A 24,681-nucleotide genomic window follows, 5' to 3' on the forward strand; every position below is an offset into this window, starting at 1 on the left:
ATGACCACCCACCCCCTGACCGTTCCGCTCCCCCGGGAGTGGACCACCGGCGCCGGGGTGCGCGTCGAGCGCTCCCGCACCGCCGTCGACGGCGAACCGGCCCTGCGGGAGCTCGAGAACGCACTGGACACCCGCAGGGGTGCCGTCCTGCGCTCCGACTACGAGTCCCCAGGCCGCTACCGGCGGCACGCCATCGGCTACACCGACCCGCCCGTCGAGATCGTGCTGCGCGCGCTGCGCACGGTGGAGGTGCGCGCGCTCAACGCGCGCGGCGAGGTGCTGCTCCCGGTGCTGCGCGCGGCGGCCCGGCGCACCCTGCGCGAGGTCCGCGACCTCGCCGCCGCCGAAGGTCCCGGCTTCACCGGCCTGGTGCGCAGCACGCCGGGCCAGGACACGTTCAGCGAGGAGGACCGGTCGCGGCGGCCCGGCGCCTTCGACTTCGTCCGCGCGGTCCGCGACGCCCTGTCCGGCCCCGCGGGCGACTTCCTCGGCCTGTACGGAGCCTTCGGCTACGACCTCGTGCTCGCCTTCGACCCCGTACCGCTGCGGCAGCACGGACGCGCGGACCACGACCGCGACCTGGTCCTCCACCTGCCGGACGAGGTGACCGTCGCCGACCCGGTGGCGGGCACCGCCTGGCGCCACCGTTACGAGTTCACGGCCCACGGCCGGAGCACGCACGGGCTGCCGCGGACCACGCCCGCGCAGCCGTACCGCGCCGGGGACCCCGCCGACGGCCCGGCCGGCGACCACGCGCCGGGCGAGTACGCCGCGCTGGTGGACGTCGCACGGGAACGGTTCCGCACCGGCGACCTGTTCGAGGTGGTGGCCAGCCGCACCTTCGACCGGCCGCTGCCCTGCCCGCCGTCGGAGCTGTTCCGGGCGCTGCGCGGCCGCAACCCCTCGCCGTACCAGATGCTCGTGAACCTCGGCGAGGGCGAGCACCTGGTGGGCACCTCGCCGGAGATGTTCGTCCGGGTGCACGCGCGGCACACCTCCGACGGCACCGGCTGGCGCGTGGAGTCGGCGCCCATCAGCGGCACCGCGGCCCGCGGCCGGGACGCCCTGGAGGACGCCGAACAGATCAAGGCGCTGCTCGCCTCCGAGAAGGAGGAGGCCGAGCTGACCATGTGCACCGACGTGGACCGCAACGACAAGTCCCGGGTGTGCGAGCCCGGCACCGTCCGCGTCATCGGCCGCCGCCAGCTGGAGATGTACGCGACGCTCATCCACACCGTCGACCACGTCGAGGGCGTGCTGCGGCCGGAGCGGGACGCGCTCGACGCCTTCCTCAGCCACATGTGGGCGGTGACGGTCACCGGCGCGCCCAAGCACGCGGCCGTCGCCTTCCTGGAGGAGCACGAGCGCTCCCCGCGCCGCTGGTACGGCGGCGCCGTGGGCCGCGTCGGCTTCGACGGCACGCTGGACACGGGCCTCACCCTGCGCACCGTGCACGTGCGCGAGGGGCGGGCGCGGGTCCGGACGGGGGCGACGCTGCTCTACGACTCGGTGCCCGAGGCGGAGGAGCGGGAGACCGAGCTGAAGGCGAAGGCGCTGCTCGACGTGCTCGCCGCGCCGTTCGGGCCGGGGGCGGCGGGTTCCTCCGGGGCGGTCCGCGCGACGGCCTCCGCCACGGGTGGGGACGACTCCGCGTACCGCCCGCGGGTGCTGCTCGTCGACCACCAGGACTCCTTCGTGCACACGCTGGCCGGGTACTTCCGGCAGGCGGGCGCCCGCGTCTCGACGTACCGCGGCGGCTTCGACAAGTCCCTGGTGACGGACCTCGACCCCGACCTGCTGGTCCTGTCGCCGGGTCCCGGCCGCCCCGAGGACCACGACACGGCGGGCACCCTGCGCGTCGCCGAGGACAACGGCATCCCGGTGTTCGGCGTCTGCCTCGGCATGCAGGCCCTCGTGGAGTACCTGGGCGGGCGCCTCGCGGTGCTCGACCGGCCCTTCCACGGCAAGCCGTCGACGGTCTCGGTGGTGGACGGCGGCGGGGAGCTGCTGCGCGGCCTGCCGCCGCGCTTCACGGCGGGCCGCTACCACTCCCTGTACGCCGACGCCGCGGCCCTGCCGCCCGGCCTGCGGGTCACCGCCCGCTGCCCGGACGGGGTGGCGATGGCCGTCGAGCACGAGACCCGGCCGCTGGCGGGCGTGCAGTTCCACCCCGAGTCCCTGATGACGCAGTTCGACGACCACGGGCAGCGGCTGATCGGCAATGTCCTCGCGCGACTGGCACGGCGGCCGCAGCCCGTCGGCAGCGTGCCCCGTGTGTGAACCCCGTGTGTGATCCCCGTATGGGGTCCCCGTGTGTGCCCGTAAGTGATCCCCGTGTGTGTTGGAGAGAGGTTCCACGAGCATGACTGACACCACCGTTGCCCCGGCCCCCGGTGCCGCCGTCCGGCGGACCTGGCAGGCCCCCGGCGAGCTGCACCCCGACGACCGCCGCGAGTTCGGCGCGATGCTGCGCTACTGCCTGGACGGCACCGAAGGCACCGGCGAGGGCGGCATCGACCTGACATCCGTGCCCCGGATCGAGTTCGGCGCCGTCGACGACGCCCACGCCGACCGGGTCGAACGGCTCCTCGGCGAGGCGTTCAAGCGGTTCGCGGGCGCTCCGCAGCGCACCCCCCGTACCCGCCTCGACCGCTGGGACCTGGCCGTCGAACCCGCGCCAGCCGCCGTCCCGGGACCGCTCGGCACGACCCCCGCCGACGGCCGCATCGGGCCGGGCCTGTTCGTCAGCGGCCCCCGCAACGCGCTGCTGATCCGCACCCTGGAGCGGCTCCTCGGGCAGACCGCGGCGCGGCTCGGCGCCGCCGAGTACACGGTGCCCGCGCTGCTGCCCTGGACCACGCTGGAGAAGGCCGGCTACACCGGCAACTTCCCGCAGCACATCACCGCCGCCGGCGTCGTCCGCCCCGACCTGGACGCGCTCGACCGCTTCGGCGCCGCCACCGACCAGGCCGCCCGCGCGGCCGAGTTGGAGTTCACCCCGGTCGCCCTCGCGCCCGCCACCTGCCTGGGCCTCTTCGAGCGTTTCCAGGGCGCGCGCCTCGACGAGCCGCTGACCGTCACGGCCACCGGCCAGTGCAGCCGGTACGAGGGCAAGGCGGCCGCCGACACCTCGCCGACCCGCCGCTGGTCGTTCAGCATGCGCGAGATCGTGTACGTCGGTGACCGCCCCGGCGCCCGCGCCTTCCACGCCCAGGTGCTCGAGGAGCTGCTCACGCTCGCCGAGAGCCTCGGCCTGCCCTGCAAGGTGCAGCCCGCGTCGGACCCGTTCTTCACCAGCGCCCGCCCGCAGATGGCCCAGTACCAGGCGGCGATGGACGTCAAGTACGAGCTGGTGGGGCGCATGGCGCACGACGGCTCGGAGGTCGCGGTCTCCTCGCTCAACTACCACAACCAGCACTTCGGCAAGGGCTTCGACATCGCCTTCGCCGGGCAGCCGGGCTTCTCCGTCTGCTGGGCCTTCGGCCTGGAGCGCTGGGCGGAGTGGCTCGGCGGCTACCTCGGCGACGACCCGACGGGGTGGCCGGCGCGCCTGCGCGAGCAGTGCTGACGGCAGGCTGACCCGGGCGCTCGCCCGGGTCAGCCCCTGGTCAGCCCCTCATCAGCGGCTGGTCAACCTCGGTCAGCCACCGGTCAGCGCCAGGCTTCCTCGAAGTTCCGCCGGGCCCGGTGCAACCGCGACCGCACCGTGCCCACCGGCAGCGAGAGCACGCGCGCCGTCTCCCGCTCCTCCAGGCCGTAGACGGCGCGCAGCGTGAGGATGTCCCGCTGGTGCGAGGGCAGCCGCTCCAGTACGTCGGCGATGGCGACGCCCAGCGAGGGGTCGGCCGGGGACGGCTGGTCGACCAGTTCGGCGGTCGCGGTCCGCCCCGCACGCCGCGCGGTCCGCGCGGCCTCCCGCACCGTCACGGCGCGCACCCACCCGTAGAACGCCGCGGGCTCCTTGAGCGTCCGCAGCCCCCGGTACACGGCGAGCAGCGACTCCTGGACCGCCTCGGGCCGGTGACCCGCGTCCACCGAGGAGCACAGCCGCCGTACGAACGGCGTGATGTGGAGCAGCAGATCGTTCACCGCGCGGTGGTTTCCCGCCTGCGCGTTCCGGATCAGATCGTCGACCGACTGGACCGTGACCTTCTCGTTCATTCCCCCGCCTTGCCTACGTGTCGCAATGACCGATGAATTCACGGGGGAGTGCACGCGTCGAAAGCAGCGCGTTCCCGCCGAATCCGGCAAGGACGTGCCGACGGCAGCCGGAATATCCGGCTCCGCAATGTCCAACCCCCGTGCCGTCGAGGCTAATGACGGAGGTGCACGGAACAACCAATTCACACTGGCTGGATTCCGCCATGGCAAAAATTCGCCATCCCACCCGCCGTCCGCACGTCTCACGCGTGTCCCAAAAGCGGAGAGTCCGACCCGATGGTCACAAGTCCGTTGCACAGCGCGTGATCTGACTCTCACTTACTGCTCACCCTCCGCGCCTCCGCCCTAGAGTGATCGCCTACGCGTCGGTAGCCGCTGGACAGCGGGCACAGCCCATGGCACAGCCCATCGCACCGCCCATGGCTCAGCTCATTGCACAGCTCATTCACCGGAGGGCCGCTCTGTGAGAAACCGTGCAGCCGGCACGGACGCCCAGGTGTCCGAAGCCTCACGGCTCGCCGTCTATATGGAGCTCCGTGAGCGCGGCGGTTCCGACCCCGAAGAGCTGACCGACAGTTTCGGCCTGTCCCGTTCCGAGGCGCGCGCCACCTGGGCCTCGCTGCGCCGCCTCGGATTGGTGAGCTGGCCCGCCGAACCGGGCGACCGCGTCGTACCGGTGGACCCCGAATTCGCGCTGATGCGCATGCTCCGACAGCAGCAGGACATGGCGCAGCGCAGCCTGGAGGAGTCCCTGCGGATGCACGAGGCGATGGAGTCGCTCCTGGAGGTCTACCTCCCGGCGACCGGCTCCTCCCGCTCGCGCGTCGAGGTCACCGCCGCCGGCACGATCGACGAGATGGTGCAGGCCCTGCACGACGTCACGGACTCGGCCCGCGCCACCCTGCGCACCGCCTACGCGGAGAGCAGCCTCCCGGCCCGGCTGCGCCGCAGGATCGGCCCGCTCCGGCAGCAGATGTTCGACCGGGGCATCCAGGTCCGCTCGGTCCGGCTCCGCCGCGACTCGATGTCGCCGGGCACCTACGACTCCTTCGGCCGCCTGGTGGCCGCGGGCGTGGACCTGCGGCTCGCCTCGGTCATCCCGCTCAACATGGTGATCATCGACTCCGACTACGCCGTGCTGCCCGCCGCCGACGACGCATCCCACAGCTGCCAGCTCACGATCCGCGGGGCGCCCCTGGTCAGCGCGTTCTCCGCGGTGTTCGAGCACACCTGGCGCGAGGCCACCCCCTTCGCCCCGGAGGGCGAACGCTCCCCCACCCACCTCTCGACCGAACAGCGCACGCTGGTGCAGCTCCTGGCCGACGGCATGAAGGACGAGGCCATCGCGCGCACCCTCGGGGTCTCGCCGCGCACCGCGAGCCGTCTGATCGCCGACCTGATGCAGCGGCTCGGCGTCACCAGCCGCTTCGCCGCCGGCGCCCGCGCCGCCCAGTACGGCCTGCTGACCCCGGTCCGCCCCCCACACATCACCCCGGCTCCGGCCCCTGCCCCGGCCTCCAGCGCTCCGTAGCGTCAGCGGCAGGACGCACCAAAAAAGCCCCTCCGAACCGCGTTTCCGCAGTTCAGAGGGGCTTTACGGTGTGGAGCCTAGGGGAGTCGAACCCCTGACATCTGCCATGCAAAGACAGCGCTCTACCAACTGAGCTAAGGCCCCGAGAGCGACACCGTCACCGGAAGAATCACCTCCCGGCGTGCGTCGCAGACCAGAGTACCGGGTCACCCCCCGGATCCCGCAAAAGGATTGGGGGTCCCGGTCGACGACCACGCTCCGTAAGATGCACGACGTGGTTCGCGGCAGCGAACCGCGGTCTTAGGGGAAGCGATGGGGAGACGCAATGGACGCCGCACAGCAAGACACCACCGCGAGAGCACGAGAGCTCCAGCGGAACTGGTACGGGGAGCCGCTGGGGGCGCTCTTCCGCCGACTCATCGATGACCTCGGCCTGAACCAGGCCCGCCTCGCGGGAGTCCTCGGCCTCTCCGCACCGATGCTCTCCCAGCTGATGAGCGGCCAGCGCGCCAAGATCGGCAACCCCGCCGTGGTCCAGCGCGTCCAGCTCCTGCAGGAACTGGCCGGCCAGGTCGCCGACGGCAGCGTCAGCGCCGCGGAGGCCACCGACCGCATGGACGAGATCAAGAAGTCCCAGGGCGGCTCGGTCCTCACCAACACCGCGCAGACGGCGACCAGTTCGGGCGCCCCCACGGTCAAGCGCGTGGTGCGCGAGATCCAGTCACTGCTCCGCTCCGTAGCGGCGGCGGGCGACATCATCGATGCCGCGGACTCCCTCGCCCCGACCCACCCGGAGCTGGCAGAGTTCCTCCGGGTGTACGGCGCCGGGCGCACCGCGGACGCGGTCGCCCACTACGAGGCGCACCAGAGCTGAGCCGTCGACCGGGCCGCCCCGCGGCCCGGGAGGGGAGCGGAGCGCGACCATGGGTGAGGTCTTCGCCGGCCGGTACGAACTGGTCGACCCGATCGGACACGGGGGAGTCGGAGCGGTCTGGCGCGCCTGGGACCACCGGCGCCGCAGGTACGTCGCCGCCAAGGTGCTGCAACAGAGCGACGCGCACTCCCTGTTGAGGTTCGTACGGGAGCAGGCCCTGCGGATCGACCACCCTCATGTGCTCGCGCCCGCCAGCTGGGCCGCCGACGACGACAAGGTCCTCTTCACCATGGACCTCGTCGGCGGCGGCTCGCTGGCACACGTCATCGGGGACTACGGCCCGCTGCCGCCCCACTTCGTCTGCACCCTCCTCGACCAGCTCCTCTCCGGCCTCGCCGCCGTCCACGCCGAGGGTGTCGTGCACCGTGACATCAAACCGGCCAACATCCTGCTGGACGCCACCGGCGCCGGGCGCCCGCATCTGCGGCTGTCCGACTTCGGCATCTCGATGCGCAAGGGCGAGCCCCGGCTCACCGAGACCGACTACGTGGTCGGCACCCCCGGTTACTTCGCCCCCGAGCAAATGATGGGCGCGGAACCGCACTTCACCGCCGACCTCTTCGCCGTCGGCCTGGTCGCCCTGTACCTCCTGGAGGGCGCCAAGCCGGACGCCAAGGCACTCATCGAGTACTTCGCCGACCACGGCACGCCCACGGCCCCGCAGGGCGTGCCCGAGCCGCTCTGGCAGGTCATCGCCACGCTGCTCCAGCCCGATCCCCAGGCACGCTTCCGTACCGCCACGGGGGCGCGGAAGGCGCTGGCCTCGGCCGCGGAGGTGCTGCCCGAGCCCGGCCCCGACGACGAGCGCATCGAGATCTTCGACCAACTCCCCCCGCTGCCTTCCGGTTTCGCCCCCGAGGGCCCGCTGCCGTCAGCGCCGTACGCGGGCGGCCCGCATTCCCGCGCCCGTCATGCGCGTCCCGTTCCCGTTCCTGGTTCTGGTCCTGGTCCTGGGGTGCCTCCGCCACCCAACCGTGCTCCTGACCCCACCCCGGGGTTCGCGCGTCCCGCGCCGGGCCTCGTAGCGGGCCCCGTACCGCATCTTCCTCCGCAGCCCCAGGAACCGCCGCAGCCGTCCACTCCCCCCACTCCGATGCCCTTACAGGCACCCGCACCCGTACCCGTACCCGCTCCAGCCCCCATGCCCGCACCCCCCGCCCACGCCGTGACCTCCGCGGCGCACCGCGCTCACGCTCCTACCCATTCCTACGTCGCTCGCGCCGCTCAAGTTCCGCCTCGCCCGGGACCTCCCCCGAAAGTGGCAGTGCCGATGCTGCTCGTCGCCCTGACCTGCCTCACCGTGGGCTTTTGGGCCCTGACGCAGCTCTGACTTCCCGCCCCGCACGCGCCATCTCAGCCGCCCTCGCCGCCTCGGCCACCCTCTCCGCCCTCGCCGCCCGGCGCCGTGCGATCAGGATCCACAGACCGAGCACACCCAGCAGCGTCACGCCGGTGCCGATCCCCGTGGCGGCGACCACCGCCATCAGCCCGTTCACCCCGTCGTCCCCGGTTCCGGCACCTCCGCCGCCGGCCGTCTCCCCGCGCTCCGCGGCCTGCGCGTCCCGCTCCGTGACGCCGAAGTCGTCCGCGGGCACCGGCGACCCCGCGTACGCGGGCCCGGGCCGCGGCGCACCGTCGACGTCCACCCGCAGCGTCAGGTCCAGCGGGGCATCGCCGAACTTCTCCGCGACCTGCGGGCTGAGGTGCACCGACAGGTAGTACCAGCCGGCGAACCGCATCGCCGAGACCCCGTCGGTGAGGGAGAACCGGTTCTCGTACGCGACCGGCGGCAGCGGATCCAGCCCGGCCGACTTCTGCCTGCCGTCGTACGCCGCGTCGGCGTCGTCCACCTCGGCGCGCACCGGGTTGGACAGCGACATGACCAAGGCGGACGAGACATACCCCGTACCGGAGGCCCCCCGACCGATGCCGCCCCCACCACCCGAGCCCGCCGACCCATCCGCACCACCGAGTCCACCCCCGCCGTCGCCACCACCCGCACTGCCGAGCTCGGCCGTGACCGACAGTTGCTGTCCCCAGTCGACCGGTACGCGGTAGAAGAGGGTCTCTCCGGGCTTGATCCCGGCCCCCCAGACGCCCGTGCCGAGGCCCCGCGCCTCGCCGAAGCCCGCGCCGCCCTGCCGCACCCTGCGCTCACCCGACGGCGGTACGGGCACCGCGGAGCCCCAGGTCTCCGGCGGCACCGTCGCACCGTCCGCCCGCAGCACGGGTTCTGACGCCACGTGGAGTTCGAGGTCCCAGTCGCCCTGCGCGGCTCCGGAGGACGCCCTGGTCCGCTCGACGAGCACGTAATACGTACCGGCCCCCGTACAGCTCTTCTCGTCGGGCCCGACCCTGCGTACGGCCGACGCCGTGATCGGGCGCGGGCTCTCCGAGGAGCCGAACCGCGCCCTTTCCGCCTCCACAGGACTGCAGTTGTTGCCGTCGGCGTCCTGCAGGGAGACCTGGACCCCGTCGGCATAGGTCACCCGGGCCCCGGGCCTCGGAACGGCGGTCACCGCGACGTACGCATTCTGTTCCGCCGTCAGCTCCAGGCGGTAGAAACGTTGCCCCGCGCGCGGGAGGGCACTTTTGTACGTCTTGCCGGGCCGCAGCCGATGCCCTTCGAGGTTGCTCGTGGCGCCCTCGACCGTCTCGGCACCCGGGGCGAAGGCGTACGCCCCGGGATCTCCCACCTCACCCACCGCAGCCCCGACGGCCCCGGCCTCCCCAGGAAGTACCGCGACAGCGCACAACGCCGCGACCGCGGCGGCAACCACCCCAACCCGCCCCCGGCCCCGCTCCGCCACCCCACGGCCCCCGCCCGGCCGCCCCATCACGCGCCGCCCCATCACGCGCCACCCCTCGTCGCGAACTCAGCCGACCCACCCGCCCCGACCCACCCGCCCGGTCCCGACCGTCCTGCCCGCCCGAGACCGCCCGAACACCATCGCGAACCCGCCATCGGCGCGACCGCCCCGCACCCGCCCGCACGCCCCGGTGGCGCTTAAAGAATCAACTGATTTCGGAAGCGAAAGAGGGTGAATCCGCTGTTGTCACCGGCGCACCCGCCATCCGGGTTCCATGCCCGAACCACCACCACGACCGGCCCGCACGCGCACCCGCTCCACGACCGTCCGCTCCCCGCCCGAAGCGGAGCAGCACAAAGCCCCGGCCGCAACTGCGACCGGGGCCTGTGAAGTGACTGTCGTCGATACTCACGAACCCGTGGGCACGGAGTCAGTCGCCTCCGTCCACAGATCCTGCTCGGCGCGATCCGCCTGGATCTGGCGGTACACGAGGAGCCCGCCGATGGCGGCCAGTGCGACCAGGAGAAGCTTCTTCACCGCGCGACCTCGTCTTTCCTTGACGTAGGGGACTTCTGGCGCCCGACTATACACACCGAGCGATATCGATCGGTGACCTGGATCCGCCTCAACTCCCGCCCCGCACACAGCAGTCGAAACCGGACCCGGGAGCTCCACGGGGAACCCGTCCCACTGTGATTTTCGCCGCTTTGCCCCTCTCTCGGCGCCCTTGAGGCCAAACGGGTGGTGTTCATCTGAACATCGACGCCACGCGAGCGTCGGTCCACCACTCGCGGCCTCACATACACATCATGAGGAAAGTACGCAAATCGCCCAACCCGAATTGAGGGGCCATGACCGGCAACAAGGCCATGAAACTGTGGACCACGATCGTCACCGCACTCCTCGCGCTCTTCGCCGCGATGGGGCTCACCACGACGGCCACCGCGGCCACGGGCACACAGGAGACCACGAACGCACGCAACGCCACGGTGTGCGCGCCGACGCCGATGATGGCGGCCCTCTGGTCGGCGGCGTACGAACGGTCCCTGCCGCCGACGATGAAGCAACGCATCCGCGCCGAGGCCCACGGCTCGTCCCCCAGCTGCCGGCACCTGCCCCCGTCGGACACGGAAGCCGAGGCTGACACCACCACCACCGAACCGGGCCTAGCCGCGGAGCCGTAACCCGGCCCCCAGGGCCCGCGCCCTCCCCGAACCCCAGAAGACCCCCGGCCCCAGGCCGGGGGTCTTCTCACGTCCACCCACCGCCCCACCCGGAACACCTACGGCACACCTGCGCACCCCTGCACACACCTGCGGCACAGCCGGATGCAGCAGGGCCATGGACGTCTCCACACCCAGCACGTGGGAGGTGAGGCGACGGCGAGGGGGAGACGCCACCGATGTCACCTGTAGACCCCGTAGACGCCAAAAACCCCCAACCATGATCGGTTGGGGGTCTTCGTGCTGGTGGGGCTAACAGGATTTGAACCTGTGGCCTCATCCTTATCAGGGATGCGCTCTAACCAACTGAGCTATAGCCCCGCCGCGCTGCGGTATGTCCCGCGCGCTGACCTCTGAAGATTAGCGCACCTGGGCGCCAGTCCCAAAATCGATGCCCGCGCGCGGGGGAGCAGCCGCTACTCGTCCTCGGCGAGGGTCAGCTCGACGCCGCCCACGAAGCCCGCGGAGAGGTTGTAGATGAACGCGCCCAGGGTCGCCAGCGCCGTCGCCAGGACGACGTCGATGACCGCGATGATCGACGTGAACAGCAGGACGCGCGGCAGGGAGAGGAACGACTGCAGGTCGAATCCGTTGGACTCGTTCGAGCCCGTCGCCTCGGAGATCGTGCCGCCCACCGTGGAGAAGACACCCATGGCGTCCATGACCATCCACAGGACGGCCGCCGCGACGATCGTGCAGATGCCGAGCGCGATGGAGAGCAGGAAGCTGACCTTCATCACCGACCAGGGGTCGGCCTTGGACACCCGCAGACGCGCCTTGCGGGTGCGCGGCGTGGTGCGCGCCCCGGTGCGCGGGCGGCGCACCGCGCCGGACGGGGCGCCCTGCTGGTACGCCTGCGGCGGGTGGTACGGCTGGGACGACTGCTGCTGAGGCTGACGCTCGCCGGGCAGCGCCCCGCCTCGGGTATCCGTCACAGTCCCCCCCTGGGATCCATGAGACTCGTTCGAGTCGTGTGCATCAGTGGCGGAGCCACGGGCACCATCCGTACCGGTAGTGCCGGTCCGCTTTGCCTCGGCGCCCTTGGCTCCGCTCACGATGACTCACTCCTCGCGCTACTCGGCCGAGGAGTCCGTGCCCTCGTCCGTACCGGTGACCGGCTCGGCGGCGTCCGATTCGTCGACGACGATGTCCCCGTCGACTTCCTCGGCCTCGCGACCGGCCTCGGCGTTACGAGCGATACCGACCACGGCATCGCGCTTGCCCAGGTTGATCAGTTGGACGCCCATGGTGTCACGGCCCGTCTCCCTGACCTCGTTGACTCGCGTACGAATCACACCGCCGGACAGCGTGATGGCGAGGATCTCGTCCGTCTCCTCGACCACCAGGGCGCCGACGAGCTCGCCGCGGTCCTCCACGATCTTGGCGGCCTTGATGCCGAGGCCACCGCGACCCTGGACGCGGTACTCGTCGACGTTGGTCCGCTTCGCGTACCCACCGTCGGTGGCGGTGAAGACGAACGTACCGGGGCGAACCACATTCATCGAGAGCAGTTCGTCGCCGTCACGGAAACTCATGCCCTTGACGCCCGAAGTGGCGCGGCCCATCGGGCGCAGCGCGTCGTCCGTTGCGGTGAACCTGATCGACTGGGCCTTCTTGCTGATGAGGAGCAGGTCGTCCTCGGCCGAGACCAGCTCGGCGCCGATCAGCTCGTCGTCCGAACCGTCGTCCGTCTCACGGAGGTTGATGGCGATGACGCCACCCGAGCGAGGCGAGTCGTAGTCCTTGAGCGGCGTCTTCTTGACGAGGCCGCCCTTGGTGGCGAGCACCAGGTAGGGCACCGCTTCGTAGTCGCGGATCGCGAGGATCTCGGCGATCTGTTCGTCCGGCTGGAAGGCGAGGAGATTCGCCACGTGCTGGCCGCGCGCGTCGCGTCCGGCGTCGGGCAGCTCGTACGCCTTCGCGCGGTAGACGCGGCCCTTGTTGGTGAAGAACAGCAGCCAGTGGTGGGTCGTCGACACGAAGAAGTGGTCGACGATGTCGTCCTGCTTCAGCTTCGTGCCGCGCACGCCCTTGCCGCCGCGCTTCTGCGAGCGGTAGTCCTCCGTCTTGGTGCGCTTGATGTAGCCACCGCGCGTGATGGTGACGACGATGTCCTCTTCGGCGATCAGGTCCTCGATGGACATGTCGCCGTCGAAGGGCACGAGCGCGGAGCGCCGGTCCTCGCCGAACTTGTCGACGATCGCCGCGAGCTCCTCACTGATGATCTGGCGCTGCTTCTCGGGGGAGGCCAGGATCGCGTTGTACTGGTTGATCTTCTCCTGGAGCTCGTCGTGCTCGGCGACGATCTTCTGGCGCTCCAGGGCGGCGAGCCGGCGCAGCTGCATCTCGAGGATGGCGTTGGCCTGGATCTCGTCGATCGACAGGAGGCCCATCAGGCCCTCGCGCGCGATGTCGACCGTCTGGCTGCCGCGGATGAGCGCGATGACCTCGTCGATGGCGTCCAGGGCCTTCAGGAGGCCGCGCAGGATGTGCGCCCGCTCCTCGGCCTTGCGCAGCCGGTACTTCGTACGGCGGACGATGACCTCGACCTGGTGGGTCACCCAGTGCCGGATGAACGCGTCCAGGGAGAGGGTGCGCGGCACGCCGTCGACCAGGGCCAGCATGTTGGCGCTGAAGTTCGACTGCAGGTCGGTGTGCTTGTAGAGGTTGTTCAGCACGACCTTGGCGACCGCGTCCCGCTTGAGGACGATGACCAGGCGCTGACCGGTGCGCGAGGACGACTCGTCGCGGACGTCGGCGATGCCGCCGACCTTGCCGTCCTTGACCAGGTCGGCGATCTTCTGCGCGAGGTTGTCGGGGTTGGTCTGGTACGGGAGCTCGGTGACCACCAGGCACTGGCGGTTCTGGATCTCCTCGACCGCGACGACCGCGCGCATCGTGATGGAGCCACGACCCGTGCGGTACGCCTCCTCGATGCCCTTACGTCCCACTACCAGGGCGCCGGTGGGGAAATCGGGGCCCTTGATGCGCTCGATAAGGGCGTCGAGCAGCTCCTCGTGCGTGGCGTCCGGGTGCTCCAGGGCCCACTGCGCGCCCGCCGCGACCTCGCGGAGGTTGTGCGGCGGGATGTTGGTGGCCATGCCGACCGCGATGCCCGCCGAGCCGTTGATCAGCAGGTTCGGGAAGCGCGCCGGCAGAACCGTCGGCTCCTGGTTGCGGCCGTCGTAGTTGTCCGTGAAGTCGACGGTCTCCTCGTCGATGTCACGGACCATCTCCATGGCCAGCGGCGCCATCTTGCACTCGGTGTACCGCATGGCGGCCGCCGGGTCGTTGCCCGGGGAGCCGAAGTTGCCGTTGGAGTCCACCAGCGGCATCCGCATCGACCACGGCTGGGCGAGGCGCACCAGGGCGTCGTAGATGGAGGAGTCGCCGTGCGGGTGGTACGTGCCCATGACGTCGCCGACGACGCGGGCGCACTTGTAGAAGCCCTTCTCGGGGCGGTAGCCGCCGTCGTACATCGCGTACAGGACGCGACGGTGGACGGGCTTGAGGCCGTCCCGTACGTCGGGCAGCGCGCGGGACACGATGACGGACATCGCGTAGTCGAGGTAGGAGCGCTGCATCTCCGTCTCGAGCCCGACGGGCTCGACGCGCATGCCCACACCGGGGACAGCGGGCTCCTCTTCGGGCATCACAGGGGTGTTTTCGTCGGCCATTGCTGGTCAAAGTCCTTTCGAGGTGCGGCTCGTACGGGCCGACTCAGATGTCGAGGAAGCGGACGTCCTTGGCGTTGCGCTGAATGAACGAGCGCCGCGCCTCGACGTCCTCTCCCATCAGCACCGAGAAGAGGTCGTCGGCCTGTGCCGCGTCGTCCAGGGTGACCTGGCCGAGCACGCGGTGTTCCTGGTCCATCGTCGTGATGCGCAGCTCCTCGGCGTTCATCTCGCCGAGGCCCTTGAAGCGCTGGACCGAGTCGTCCTTGATGCGCTTGCCGGCCTGGCGGCCGAGCTCCACCAGGGCGTCGCGCTCGCGGTCGGAGTACGCGTACTGGAAGTCGTCCCGCGACCACTTGATCTTGTAGAGCGGCGGGCGCGACAGGTAGATGTGCCCGGCCTCGACCAGCGGGCGCATGAAGCGGAACAGGAAGGTCAGCAGCAGCGTGTTGATGTGCTGGCCGTCGACGTCGGCGTCCGCCATCAGGATGATCTTGTGATAGCGGAGCTTCTCGATGTCGAAGTCCTCGTGCACCCCGGTGCCGAAGGCGGAGATGAGCGCCTGGACCTCCTGGTTGTGCAGGATCTTGTCGACGCGCGCCTTCTCGACGTTCAGGATCTTGCCTCGGATGGGCAGGATCGCCTGGTACATCGGGTTGCGGCCGGACTTCGCCGAACCACCGGCGGAGTCACCCTCGACGATGAAGATCTCGCACTGCGTCGGGTCGTTCGACTGGCAGTCGCTCAGCTTGCCCGGCAGCGACGCCGTCTCCAGGAGCCCCTTGCGGCGGGTCAGGTCGCGCGCCTTGCGGGCGGCCACGCGCGCGGTGGCGGCCTGGATGCCCTTGCGGATGATGTCCGCGGCCTCGTTCGGGTTCCGGTCGAACCAGTCCGTGAGGTGCTCGTGGACGACCTTCTGCACGAAGGTCTTCGCCTCCGTGTTGCCCAGCTTGGTCTTGGTCTGGCCCTCGAACTGGGGCTCGCCCAGCTTCACCGAGATGATCGCGGTCAGACCCTCGCGGATGTCCTCGCCGGTGAGGTTGTCGTCCTTCTCGCGAAGGAGCTTCTTCTCGCGCGCGTAGCGGTTCACCAGACCCGTCAGCGCGGCCCTGAAGCCCTCTTCGTGCGTACCGCCCTCGTGCGTGTGGATGGTGTTCGCGAAGGAGTACACGCCCTCGGTGTACTGCGAGTTCCACTGCATGGCGATCTCGGCCGAGAGCAGGCGGTCCTTGTCCTCGGCCTCCACGTCGATGACGGTGGGGTGGATGACCTCGCCCTTGCGGGAGTTGAGGTACTTCACGAAGTCGACGATGCCGCCTTCGTAGTGGTACGTCACCGTGCGGGGCTCGTCGTCGGCCGCCTCCGCCGTGTCCGCGCCCGCCACGGCCTTCGCCGACTCGCGCTCATCGGTGAGTTTGATCGTCAAACCCTTGTTGAGGAACGCCATCTCCTGGAAGCGCCGTGCCAGCGTCTCGAAGGAGTACTCGGTCGTCTCGAAGACGTCGGGGTCGGCCCAGAAGGTGACCGTCGTGCCCGTGTCCTCGACCCGCTCGTGCTGGGCGAGCGGGGCCGTCGGGACGCCCAGCTTGTAGTCCTGGGTCCAGCGGTACCCATCGGTCCTGATGTCGACGGCCAGCTTGGTCGACAGCGCGTTGACGACCGAGACGCCGACGCCGTGCAGACCGCCGGAGACGGCGTACCCGCCGCCGCCGAACTTGCCGCCCGCGTGCAGCACGGTCAGCACGACCTCGACGGCCGGCTTCTTCTCGACGGGGTGGATGCCCACCGGGATGCCACGGCCGTTGTCGATGACCCGGACGCCGCCGTCGGCGAGGATCGTGACGTCGATGGTGTCCGCGTACCCGGCCAGGGCCTCGTCGACGGAGTTGTCGACAACCTCCTGCACGAGGTGGTGCAGGCCGCGCTCACCGGTCGAGCCGATGTACATGCCGGGTCGCTTGCGGACCGCGTCCAGACCCTCGAGGACGGTGATCGCGCTGGCGTCGTACGAGGGCGGGGCCTCGCCGTTCTCGCCGGCGGCGGTGGACGGGATGTTCTCGTTGGGGTTGCCGGAATCGGCCACGAAGCGCCCTTTCTGGCACAGCACAAGCCAAGCTCCCGGCGGTGGCCGGAGCGGCTGCGTCGTTCAGCGATAGTCAGCGTTGCTCGGTGCGTCCCACAAGTGGGGCGGGATTAGCTTCCAGTCTACCGGTAGCGCTGACAGTGATGGGGGTTTGCCGGTACCTGAGTCCGCATGTGCCGTCCTGAACGGGACTCGGCCGACTCCCCATATGCGGAACGGGGCTCCAAAGGGCTCACAGCGGCACTCAGCGCTTTGGGACGTCAACCGCCAGCTACCGTCGCCGACGGGCTCATCCGTAGGTGTCGCCGGGGCCCGTGCTTCCGGGGGCGCGCAAGGGTCCGAAGCGGCGCGCGGGGCCCCCGGGGCCGAGCACCTTGATGAGGCGTACGGTGCCCTGCCCCAGGTCCTCGTTGAGGCGTGCGACCAGCTGCGGAGCCATCAGCCGCAGCTGCGTGGCCCACGCCGTCGAGTCGCACTGCACGGTCAGGACGCGCTCGTCCTCGTCGTACTTCTGGGGCACGCAGTGGTTGGCCAGGTCTTCGCCGACGATCTGGGGCCAGCGCCCCATCACACCGCCCACCGCGGCCGGCGTCTCCCAGCCGCGCTCGGTGATCAGACGATTGATCGCGGAACCGAGCGGCAGCGGATCGCGCCCGTCGGCGCGCGCGCCGGACCGCAGTCCGCCGCGGCGGGCCTGCTTCTTCTGCTGTGCGGCGTCGCCACGCGCGCGTGCCTGTTCTTTCGCGGCCCGCAGGGCGACCCTCGCCAGGTCGACGCCGGAGGGCTCGGGCGTCTTCGGTGCCTCGGCGGGCCCGGGGGCGCCCTCGGCGGGCTCCTCGGCGCTCATACGCGCTCCACCGCGCCGTCCGCCACCGCGTAGCGCGTACCGCTGAGCACGCCCGGGACGTCGTCGTCCACCGCGGCGGTGACAAGCACCTGCTCGCCCGGCGCCACCAGCTCCGCGAGGCGCTCCCTGCGGCGCGCGTCCAGCTCGGCGAAGACGTCGTCGAGGACGAGGACCGGCTCGTTGCCCTCGGCCCTCAGCAGGTCGTACGAGGCCAGGCGCAGCGCCAGCGCGTACGACCAGGACTCGCCGTGGCTCGCGTACCCCTTGGCGGGGAGCTGGCCCAGCTTGAGGACGAGGTCGTCGCGGTGCGGGCCGACCAGGGTGACGCCCCGCTCGATCTCCTGCTTGCGGGCCTCCTCCAGGGCGGCGGTCAGCTGCTCGTAGAGGGCCTCGCGGGTGTGTCCCTCGCCGGGCGCGGAGGGCTTGTACTCCAGGGAGACCGGGCCGCCGCCGGGCGCCAGCTGTTCGTACGCCTTGTCGGCCAGCGGCTGCAGCGCCGAGATCAGGTCGAGCCGCTGGGCGAGCAGCTCGGCGCCCACGCGCGCGAGGTGCTGGTCCCAGACGTCGAGGGTGGACAGGTCCATGGTGCGGCCGCCGTGCCGACGGGCGAGAGCGGCCGACTTCAGGAGGGTGTTGCGCTGCTTGAGGACCCGGTCGTAGTCGGACCGGACGCCGGCCATGCGCGGCGACCGCGCGGTGATCAGCTCGTCGAGGAAGCGCCGCCGCTCCCCGGGGTCGCCCTTGATCAGCGCGAGGTCCTCGGGGGCGAACAGCACGGTGCGGACGATCCCCAGCACATCGCGCGGCCTGACCTGTGAGGACCTGTTGATGCGGGCGCGGTTGGCCTTGCCGGGGTTGAGTTCGAGCTCGATCAGCTGCTGGCGCTCGCCCTGGCGGACGGCCGCCCTGATGACGGCGCGCTCGGCGCCCATGCGCACCAGCGGGGCGTCCGAGGAGACCCGGTGGCTGCCGAGGGTGGCCAGATAGCCGACGGCCTCGACGAGGTTGGTCTTGCCCTGGCCGTTGGGGCCCACGAACGCGGTGACGCCCGGGTCGAGCGGTACCTCGACCCGGGCGTACGAGCGGAAGTCGGCCAGCGAGAGATGCGTGACGTGCATGGTGTGCGCCGACCTCCCCCGGCCTACTTCCGTTGGTGCAGAGGCCTGTGGGAAACGGCTGGCGTTCCCCACAGGCTGTGGATCAGTTCTCGCTCTTGGACTCCACCGCGTGGCCGCCGAACTGGTTGCGCAGCGCGGCGATCATCTTCATCTGCGGGGAGTCGTCCTGGCGCGAGGCGAACCGCGCGAAGAGCGAGGCGGTGATGGCCGGCAGCGGCACCGCGTTGTCGATGGCGGCCTCCACCGTCCAGCGGCCCTCTCCGGAGTCCTGCGCGAAGCCGCGCAGCTTCTCCAGGTGCTCGTCGTCGTCCAGGGCGTTGACCGCGAGGTCGAGCAGCCAGGAACGGATGACCGTGCCCTCCTGCCAGGAGCGGAAGACCTCACGGACGTCGGTGACGGAGTCGACCTTCTCCAGGAGCTCCCAGCCCTCGGCGTAGGCCTGCATCATCGCGTACTCGATGCCGTTGTGGACCATCTTCGAGAAGTGGCCCGCGCCGACCTTGCCCGCGTGCACCGAACCGAAGTCGCCCTCGGGCTTGAGCGCGTCGAAGATCGGCTGGACCTTCGCGATGTCCTCGGCGTCGCCGCCGTACATCAGCGCGTAGCCGTTCTTCAGGCCCCAGACGCCGCCGGAGACGCCGCAGTCGACGAAGCCGATGCCCTTGGCCTTCAGCTCCTCGGCGTGCTTCTCGTCGTCCGTCCAGCGGGAGTTCCCGCCGTCCACGACGACGTCGCCGGGCTGCAGCAGCTCGGCGAGCTCGTCGATGGTGGACTGGGTCGCGGCTCCGGCCGGAACCATCACCCACACCACCCGCGGGCCCTTGAGCTTGCCGACCAGCTCTTCGAGGCTGGAGACGTCAGCGACGTCCGGGTTGCGGTCGTATCCGATGACCGTGTGACCTGCGCGGCGGATGCGCTCGCGCATGTTGCCGCCCATTTTGCCGAGGCCGACGAGACCGAGCTCCATCAGAGGTTCCTTCACTAGCGAGGTGGCGTTACGGCACTTTCGTACCTGCGTCCGAGCCTACGCCCGGACGCACGCACACACCTGTGGGCTCAGCCGCTCAGACGTACCGGCATGATCAGGTACTTGTAGGCGTCGTCGGCCTCCGCGTCGACGGCAGGCCGGCCGCTGAGCAGCGCGGGCTTCGTCGACGTGGTGAACGACAGCTGGGCGACCGGCGAGTCGATCGCGCTGAGGCCGTCGAGCAGGAACGTCGGGTTGAAGGCGATCGAGACGTCGTCGCCCTCGAGCTGCGCGTCGACCCTCTCCACAGCCTGTGCGTCGTCACTGGAGCCGGCCTCCAGGATCAGCACGCCCTGCTCGAAGCTGAGCCGCACCGGGGTGTTCCGCTCGGCCACCAGGGCCACGCGCTTCACGGCCTCGACGAACGGGGCGGTCTCGATGACCGCGATCGAGTTGAACTCCGTGGGGAAGAGCGTCTTGTACTTCGGCAGGTCGCCCTCGAGCAGACGCGTCGTCGTACGCCGTCCGGCACCCTCGAAACCGATCAGGCCCTCGCCGGCACCCGAGCCGGACAGGGCCAGGGTGACCGTGTCGCCGCTCGTGAGGGCTTTGGCGGTGTCCAGGAGCGTCTTGGCGGGCACCAGGGCCACGGCGGACGCCTCGGGGTTCTCCGGCTTCCACAGGAACTCACGGACCGCGAAGCGGTAGCGGTCGGTGGAGGCCAGGGTGACCGTGTCGCCCTCGATCTCGATGCGCACACCGGTCAGCACCGGCAGCGTGTCGTCGCGGCCCGCGGCGATGGCGACCTGGGCGGCGGCCGAGGCGAAGACCTCACCGGGGACGGTGCCCGTGGCGGTCGGCATCTGCGGCAGCGCGGGGTACTCCTCCACAGGAAGCGTGTGGAGTGTGAATCGCGAGGAGCCGCAGACCACCGTCGCCCGTACACCGTCTGTGGAAATCTCCACCGGACGGTTGGGGAGCGCGCGGCAGATGTCCGCGAGCAGGCGGCCCGACACGAGGACGGTGCCCTCCTCGTCGATCTCCGCGTCCACCGAGACGCGCGCCGAGACCTCGTAGTCGAAGCTCGACAGGCTCAGTGCGCCTTCCTCGGCCTTCAGCAGCAGGCCCGCGAGGACGGGCGCGGGCGGCCGGGCCGGGAGGCTGCGCGCCGCCCAGGCCACTGCCTCCGCGAGTACGTCGCGTTCAACCCGGATCTTCACCGTTAGCCGACCTCCTGCTGTTGCTGGCTGCTCTCGCCCGCTGGGCCTGTGGCCCTCGTCGTCTGACTCGGTGTCTCTCAGCCATGCCGTGGGAAGGACACCGGGGACCAGTCTGACGCACCGCGCTGACAGTCGGTGCCTGTCGGGGTCAAGTCGTGCCGAGCGGTGTCGGCGCTCCGGAGCGCGAGTTGTGCACAGCCCCCACTTCGAAACCATTTCCCCGGTCTCTCTAGTTGGGAGTAGTAGTAGGGGCTGTGGAAACCGTGGATAACCGCGAAAGCGCAGGTCAGTGCCGGTTTTTTATCCACTGACCCTGTGGGCGGAGCCGGTGGACAACCGGTGGTTTCTGTGGACGGGCGAAAGTTCTGCACACCCGATGCACAGGGAGGGGGTACTTCTCCCCAGCACTGTCCCCAGCTTTACCCAGCTTCCCCACAGGCCAACCGACCACCTTGGTGTGACGCCTTTCACTCGACCCGGTGAGAGGGCGCGTTGCGTTGCCGAACAGTGGACAGCCGTGTGGAGAAGCTGGGGAAAGCTGGGGACAACGAGCTCCAGCCTGTGGGCCGCCGGTGGACAACTTCATGCACAGCCTGTGGACGAAATTTTCCTCCACAGGCTGTGGAGAGTCGTCGTCCACGAATCCACAGCCACCTGACCTGGCTTGATGATCCCTCAGCGGAGCCGCCTGTGGACAGCGTCTGGACAACTTCTGGGTCCCCAGGGTGTGGAGGGAAAAAAGTGCGCACATCTGTGGAGAACAGCCGTATGAGCAGGGGAAATCGAACAGCGGGAGGCGCTCGTACGACGTCGCTGTACGGATCCGAGTGGGCGGAACGGCCTCCCGCGGCCCGCGAAAACGCCCTCCACGCGCGCGTGGACGACGAAAAGGGCGTCCCAGGAGTTGCCCTGGGACGCCCTCAGCGATGTGACGCGGCCGCTGTCAGCCGTTCTTGATGCGGTTGGTGAGCTCGGTGACCTGGTTGTAGATGGAGCGGCGCTCGGCCATCAGCGCGCGGATCTTGCGGTCGGCGTGCATGACGGTCGTGTGGTCACGGCCGCCGAACTGCGCGCCGATCTTCGGCAGGGAGAGGTCGGTCAGCTCCCGGCACAGATACATGGCGATCTGGCGGGCCGTCACCAGGACGCGGCTGCGCGAGGATCCGCACAGGTCGTCCACCGTCAGGCCGAAGTAGTCGGCGGTCGCCGCCATGATGGCCGTCGCGGTGATCTCCGGAGCCGCGTCCTCGCCGCCCGGGATCAGGTCCTTGAGGACGATCTCGGTGAGCCCCAGGTCCACCGGCTGCCGGTTCAGCGACGCGAACGCGGTGACTCTGATCAGCGCGCCCTCGAGCTCACGGATGTTCCGCGAGATCCGGGACGCGATGAACTCCAGCACCTCCGGCGGCGCGTTCAGCTGCTCCTGCACCGCCTTCTTGCGCAGGATCGCGATGCGCGTCTCCAGCTCCGGCGGCTGGACGTCGGTGATCAGCCCCCACTCGAAGCGGTTGCGCAGCCGGTCCTCCAGCGTGACCAGCTGCTTGGGCGGCCGGTCACTGGAGAGCACGATCTGCTTGTTCGCGTTGTGGAGCGTATTGAAGGTGTGGAAGAACTCCTCCTGCGTCGACTCCTTGTCCGCGAGGAACTGGATGTCGTCGACGAGCAGGATGTCCATCTCGCGGTAGCGCTTGCGGAAGCTGTCGCCCTTGCCGTCGCGGATGGAGTTGATGAACTCGTTGGTGAACTCCTCCGAGCTCACGTAGCGCACGCGCGTGCCGGGGTACAGGCTGCGGGCGTAGTGCCCGATCGCGTGCAGCAGGTGTGTCTTGCCGAGCCCCGACTCCCCGTAGATGAAGAGGGGGTTGTACGCCTTCGCCGGCGCCTCGGCGACGGCGACCGCGGCCGCGTGGGCGAAACGGTTCGACGCACCGATGACGAAGGTGTCGAAGAGGTACTTCGGGTTGAGGCGCGCGGTGGGCTCGCCGGGCCCCGTCGCGGGCGCCGGCTGCGCGGCCAGCGGGCCGGGGGCGCCGCTGGATGAAGTGGGCCCGACCGGGCCGCCCCGGTGCACGCCGTGGCCGCCGTGGGTGCCGTGACCGCCGCCCCGGTGGCCGCCGGGCGGCTCCGACAGGTCGTGGCGCTCGCGCCGGTCGTGCTGCTCGGAGCGCTGCTGTTCGTAACGCTCCTGCGGCGGCTGCGAACGGTAGTCGTGCTGCGGCTGCTGGACCGGGTTCGCGTACGGGTCGCGGTCGGGGAAGCCGAGTCGCGGCTGCTGCCAGCCGTAGTCGTCCTGCTGCTGAGGCTGCTGCTGCGGCCAGGCGCCGGGAGCGGGGCGCTGGTAGTCGGGGTAGGCCGGGCGCGCGGTCGGCAGCTGCTCGGAGCGGGATCCGCCCTGGTGCTCGTCCGCGGGGCGGCGTCCGTAGGTGTCGTACGCGTCGTGCCCCTGCCCGGAGGCGGGCGGCAGCTCGGGCTCGTCGTAGCGCTGCTGATGTGACTGCTGCTGGTGTGACTGCTGTTGCTGGGGGGCCTGGTGCTGAGGGCTCTGGTGCTGGACGGGCGGGGCCGGCGGGCCCGGGGGCTCGCCGACCGAGTCGTCGACCGTGATGGCGATACGGATCGGACGGCCGCACTCGCGGCTCAGGGTCTCGCTGACCACGGGGGCGAGACGCCCCTCCAGTACGCCCTTGGCGAATTCGTTCGGAACAGCGAGCAGCGCGGTGTCGGCGACGAGCGCCAGGGGCTGGCAGCTCCGCAGCCACCGCTCGTCCTTCGCCTCCACGCCCTGCCCGCGGCCCTCACCCAGCAGATGTTCCAGAACTCGTGGCCACACTGCGGCAAGATCGGCAGGTACATCAGCCACAGGGCACGCTCTCTCACGGGGTCCCACGAACGTGTGGTTCTCGGGACGGACATCGGGATGGGGAGAAGAAAGGAACGAATCGGAGTTCCGTCACGGTAGTCAGGGCGACGGGTACGGTTCAAGTTGTTGTCCACAGGCTGTGCACAGTGTCTCCCCTCGACAGCCGGTTTGACCGGATGGCGCAGCCCCGCGTACCGTGACCAGGTCGAGTTGTCGATGGCTGCTGCCGCCTGCCTCCGATGGGCAAAGATCACGATCTGTGATTGTGAAGCGGTGCACTCGGTGCGTATTCGCGAGCTTCTCGTGGGCGCACGGTGACAGCCAGGCGATGTCCCGCCACCACACGATCATTTCTGGAGCCCCCGAGTGAGCAAGCGCACCTTCCAGCCGAACAACCGTCGCCGCGCCAAGACCCACGGCTTCCGCCTGCGGATGCGCACCCGCGCCGGCCGCGCGATTCTCGCGAACCGTCGTGGCAAGGGTCGCGCCAGCCTGTCCGCCTGATCTCAGTCAGGTCATGACGTCGTGCTGCCTACCGAGCATCGGCTGAGGCGGCGCGAAGACTTCGCGACCGCGGTACGCCGAGGACGCCGGGCCGGACGCCCGCTTCTCGTCGTCCATCTACGCAGCGGCGCAACGGACCCGCACGTGTCAGGGGAGAGCCATCCCCCGACACGTGCGGGTTTCGTCGTCAGCAAGGCCGTGGGCGGAGCGGTCGTGCGCAACGCCGTGAAGCGCCGACTCCGTCATCTGATGCGCGACCGGGTGGCCGAGCTGCCCCCCGGTAGCCTGGTAGTAGTACGAGCGCTGCCCGGAGCGGGCGACGCCGACCATGCACAGCTGGCCCGAGACCTGGATGCCGCCTTGGAGCGGCTGCTGGGAGGGGGCGCGCGATGAAGTACCCACTGCTGGCTCTGATCAAGCTGTACCAGTGGACGATCAGTCCACTGCTCGGCCCGGTGTGCAAGTACTACCCGTCGTGTTCTCGCTACGGCTACCTGGCCATCGACCGGCACGGAGCGATCAAGGGAACGGCGCTCACTGCCTGGCGCATCCTGCGGTGCAATCCGTGGTCGCTCGGTGGCGTCGACCATGTTCCGCCGCGCAAGCGTCCGCGGTGGCACGAGATGCTGCGCGCCGCCTGGCGCGAACGCAAGGGCGGGCCCTCCGCCGCAGGCGCCCCGACCGGGGAACTCCCCCCGGGAACGGCCGCCGAGACCGAGACCCCGTCCCATGCTCAAGGAGCCTGATTA

General features: G+C 70.3%; 20 protein-coding genes and 2 tRNA genes. 9 read left to right on the forward strand and 13 right to left on the reverse strand.

Features of this window, described 5'->3' with window-relative positions; translation table 11 throughout:
* Complete coding sequence (locus ACZ6CV_RS11925) at window positions 1–2,280, forward strand: anthranilate synthase component I (protein WP_469250685.1); 2,280 nt, start codon at window positions 1–3, stop codon at window positions 2,278–2,280.
* An 82-nt stretch (window positions 2,281–2,362) separates the two neighbouring features.
* Window positions 2,363–3,568 (forward strand): class-II aminoacyl-tRNA synthetase family protein, encoded by a 1,206-nt coding sequence (locus ACZ6CV_RS11930; RefSeq protein WP_469250686.1) that lies wholly within the window; start codon window positions 2,363–2,365, stop codon window positions 3,566–3,568.
* Between the two features lie 83 nt (window positions 3,569–3,651).
* Here the strand turns inward: ACZ6CV_RS11930 and ACZ6CV_RS11935 are convergent, their stop codons facing one another.
* Window positions 3,652–4,161 (reverse strand): RNA polymerase sigma factor, encoded by a 510-nt coding sequence (locus ACZ6CV_RS11935; RefSeq protein ID WP_358710000.1) that lies wholly within the window; start codon window positions 4,159–4,161, stop codon window positions 3,652–3,654.
* 496 nt (window positions 4,162–4,657) lie between these two features.
* On the opposite strand from ACZ6CV_RS11935, the gene ACZ6CV_RS11940 reads away from it, so the two are divergent.
* Entirely contained in the window at window positions 4,658–5,692 is a 1,035-nt protein-coding gene (locus ACZ6CV_RS11940) for a LuxR C-terminal-related transcriptional regulator (RefSeq protein ID WP_469250687.1), read from the forward strand.
* Between the two features lie 71 nt (window positions 5,693–5,763).
* On the opposite strand, the gene ACZ6CV_RS11945 is transcribed toward ACZ6CV_RS11940, so the two are convergent.
* Window positions 5,764–5,836, reverse strand: a tRNA-Ala gene (locus ACZ6CV_RS11945).
* A 181-nt stretch (window positions 5,837–6,017) separates the two neighbouring features.
* Between ACZ6CV_RS11945 and ACZ6CV_RS11950 the strand changes: the two genes are divergently transcribed.
* A complete protein-coding gene (locus ACZ6CV_RS11950; RefSeq protein ID WP_055527494.1) occupies window positions 6,018–6,566 on the forward strand; it encodes a helix-turn-helix domain-containing protein in 549 nt (182 codons plus the stop codon).
* Window positions 6,567–6,615: 49 nt separating this feature from the next.
* The gene (locus ACZ6CV_RS11955) at window positions 6,616–7,956 is read left to right on the forward strand and encodes a serine/threonine-protein kinase (protein ID WP_469250688.1); all 1,341 of its coding nucleotides are present in this window, start codon (window positions 6,616–6,618) and stop codon (window positions 7,954–7,956) included.
* Here the strand turns inward: ACZ6CV_RS11955 and ACZ6CV_RS11960 are convergent.
* Together ACZ6CV_RS11960 and ACZ6CV_RS11965 are read right to left on the reverse strand one after the other, a co-directional pair.
* Complete coding sequence (locus ACZ6CV_RS11960; protein WP_469250689.1) at window positions 7,922–9,322, reverse strand: hypothetical protein; 1,401 nt, start codon at window positions 9,320–9,322, stop codon at window positions 7,922–7,924. The genes ACZ6CV_RS11955 and ACZ6CV_RS11960 overlap by 35 nt on opposite strands.
* A gap of 522 nt (window positions 9,323–9,844) precedes the next feature.
* Entirely contained in the window at window positions 9,845–9,973 is a 129-nt protein-coding gene (locus tag ACZ6CV_RS11965) for a DLW-39 family protein (RefSeq protein WP_003999697.1), read from the reverse strand.
* A gap of 314 nt (window positions 9,974–10,287) precedes the next feature.
* Between ACZ6CV_RS11965 and ACZ6CV_RS11970 the strand changes: the two genes are divergently transcribed.
* A complete protein-coding gene (locus tag ACZ6CV_RS11970; protein WP_362375469.1) occupies window positions 10,288–10,620 on the forward strand; it encodes a DUF6344 domain-containing protein in 333 nt (110 codons plus the stop codon).
* 283 nt (window positions 10,621–10,903) lie between these two features.
* Here the strand turns inward: ACZ6CV_RS11970 and ACZ6CV_RS11975 are convergent.
* The 9 genes from ACZ6CV_RS11975 to dnaA all read right to left on the reverse strand — a co-directional run bounded on the left by ACZ6CV_RS11975 (window position 10,904) and on the right by dnaA (window position 23,428).
* Window positions 10,904–10,980 (reverse strand) — tRNA-Ile (locus tag ACZ6CV_RS11975).
* 95 nt (window positions 10,981–11,075) lie between these two features.
* On the reverse strand, window positions 11,076–11,714 hold the full coding sequence (locus ACZ6CV_RS11980) for a DUF3566 domain-containing protein (RefSeq protein WP_469250690.1): 639 nt from the start codon (window positions 11,712–11,714) through the stop codon (window positions 11,076–11,078).
* An 18-nt stretch (window positions 11,715–11,732) separates the two neighbouring features.
* Window positions 11,733–14,336 (reverse strand): DNA gyrase subunit A, encoded by a 2,604-nt coding sequence (gyrA, locus tag ACZ6CV_RS11985; RefSeq protein WP_469250691.1) that lies wholly within the window; start codon window positions 14,334–14,336, stop codon window positions 11,733–11,735.
* A gap of 43 nt (window positions 14,337–14,379) precedes the next feature.
* Window positions 14,380–16,440: a DNA topoisomerase (ATP-hydrolyzing) subunit B gene (gene gyrB, locus ACZ6CV_RS11990; RefSeq protein ID WP_469250692.1), complete on the reverse strand. Its 2,061-nt coding sequence runs from the start codon at window positions 16,438–16,440 to the stop codon at window positions 14,380–14,382.
* Between the two features lie 265 nt (window positions 16,441–16,705).
* Window positions 16,706–17,263 (reverse strand): DciA family protein, encoded by a 558-nt coding sequence (locus ACZ6CV_RS11995; RefSeq protein WP_469250693.1) that lies wholly within the window; start codon window positions 17,261–17,263, stop codon window positions 16,706–16,708.
* Entirely contained in the window at window positions 17,260–18,381 is a 1,122-nt protein-coding gene (recF, locus tag ACZ6CV_RS12000; protein ID WP_362375427.1) for a DNA replication/repair protein RecF, read from the reverse strand. The genes ACZ6CV_RS11995 and recF overlap by 4 nt, the downstream gene beginning before the upstream one ends.
* 82 nt (window positions 18,382–18,463) lie before the next feature.
* Entirely contained in the window at window positions 18,464–19,348 is an 885-nt protein-coding gene (gnd, locus tag ACZ6CV_RS12005; RefSeq protein ID WP_362375424.1) for a phosphogluconate dehydrogenase (NAD(+)-dependent, decarboxylating), read from the reverse strand.
* An 89-nt stretch (window positions 19,349–19,437) separates the two neighbouring features.
* On the reverse strand, window positions 19,438–20,568 hold the full coding sequence (dnaN, locus tag ACZ6CV_RS12010; RefSeq protein ID WP_362375422.1) for a DNA polymerase III subunit beta: 1,131 nt from the start codon (window positions 20,566–20,568) through the stop codon (window positions 19,438–19,440).
* Between the two features lie 943 nt (window positions 20,569–21,511).
* Window positions 21,512–23,428, reverse strand: coding sequence for a chromosomal replication initiator protein DnaA (gene dnaA, locus ACZ6CV_RS12015; protein ID WP_469250694.1), 1,917 nt, complete (start codon window positions 23,426–23,428; stop codon window positions 21,512–21,514).
* 366 nt (window positions 23,429–23,794) lie between these two features.
* Between dnaA and rpmH the strand changes: the two genes are divergently transcribed.
* The 3 genes from rpmH to yidD are packed head-to-tail and all read left to right on the forward strand — an operon-like array spanning window position 23,795 to window position 24,678.
* The gene (gene rpmH, locus ACZ6CV_RS12020; RefSeq protein ID WP_006381191.1) at window positions 23,795–23,932 is read left to right on the forward strand and encodes a 50S ribosomal protein L34; all 138 of its coding nucleotides are present in this window, start codon (window positions 23,795–23,797) and stop codon (window positions 23,930–23,932) included.
* A gap of 21 nt (window positions 23,933–23,953) precedes the next feature.
* Complete coding sequence (rnpA, locus tag ACZ6CV_RS12025) at window positions 23,954–24,325, forward strand: ribonuclease P protein component (RefSeq protein WP_469250695.1); 372 nt, start codon at window positions 23,954–23,956, stop codon at window positions 24,323–24,325.
* Window positions 24,322–24,678, forward strand: a complete 357-nt coding sequence (yidD, locus tag ACZ6CV_RS12030) for a membrane protein insertion efficiency factor YidD (protein ID WP_362375417.1) — start codon at window positions 24,322–24,324, stop codon at window positions 24,676–24,678. Before rnpA ends, yidD begins: the two co-directional genes overlap by 4 nt.
* Window positions 24,679–24,681 lie beyond the last annotated feature (3 nt).

This window comes from Streptomyces sp. NPDC041713 (genome assembly GCF_055591085.1).

What these genes read in the sequence shown, in the direction of transcription:
- ACZ6CV_RS11925 (WP_469250685.1), top strand. Translation starts at nt 1, where the DNA reads ATGACCACCCACCCCCTGACCGTTCCGCTCCCCCGGGAGTGGACCACC.
- ACZ6CV_RS11930 (WP_469250686.1), top strand. Translation starts at nt 2,363, where the DNA reads ATGACTGACACCACCGTTGCCCCGGCCCCCGGTGCCGCCGTCCGGCGG.
- ACZ6CV_RS11935 (WP_358710000.1), bottom strand. Translation starts at nt 4,161, where the DNA reads ATGAACGAGAAGGTCACGGTCCAGTCGGTCGACGATCTGATCCGGAAC.
- ACZ6CV_RS11950 (WP_055527494.1), top strand. Translation starts at nt 6,018, where the DNA reads ATGGACGCCGCACAGCAAGACACCACCGCGAGAGCACGAGAGCTCCAG.
- ACZ6CV_RS11955 (WP_469250688.1), top strand. Translation starts at nt 6,616, where the DNA reads ATGGGTGAGGTCTTCGCCGGCCGGTACGAACTGGTCGACCCGATCGGA.
- ACZ6CV_RS11970 (WP_362375469.1), top strand. Translation starts at nt 10,288, where the DNA reads ATGACCGGCAACAAGGCCATGAAACTGTGGACCACGATCGTCACCGCA.
- gyrA (WP_469250691.1), bottom strand. Translation starts at nt 14,336, where the DNA reads ATGGCCGACGAAAACACCCCTGTGATGCCCGAAGAGGAGCCCGCTGTC.
- ACZ6CV_RS11995 (WP_469250693.1), bottom strand. Translation starts at nt 17,263, where the DNA reads ATGAGCGCCGAGGAGCCCGCCGAGGGCGCCCCCGGGCCCGCCGAGGCA.
- recF (WP_362375427.1), bottom strand. Translation starts at nt 18,381, where the DNA reads ATGCACGTCACGCATCTCTCGCTGGCCGACTTCCGCTCGTACGCCCGG.
- gnd (WP_362375424.1), bottom strand. Translation starts at nt 19,348, where the DNA reads ATGGAGCTCGGTCTCGTCGGCCTCGGCAAAATGGGCGGCAACATGCGC.
- yidD (WP_362375417.1), top strand. Translation starts at nt 24,322, where the DNA reads ATGAAGTACCCACTGCTGGCTCTGATCAAGCTGTACCAGTGGACGATC.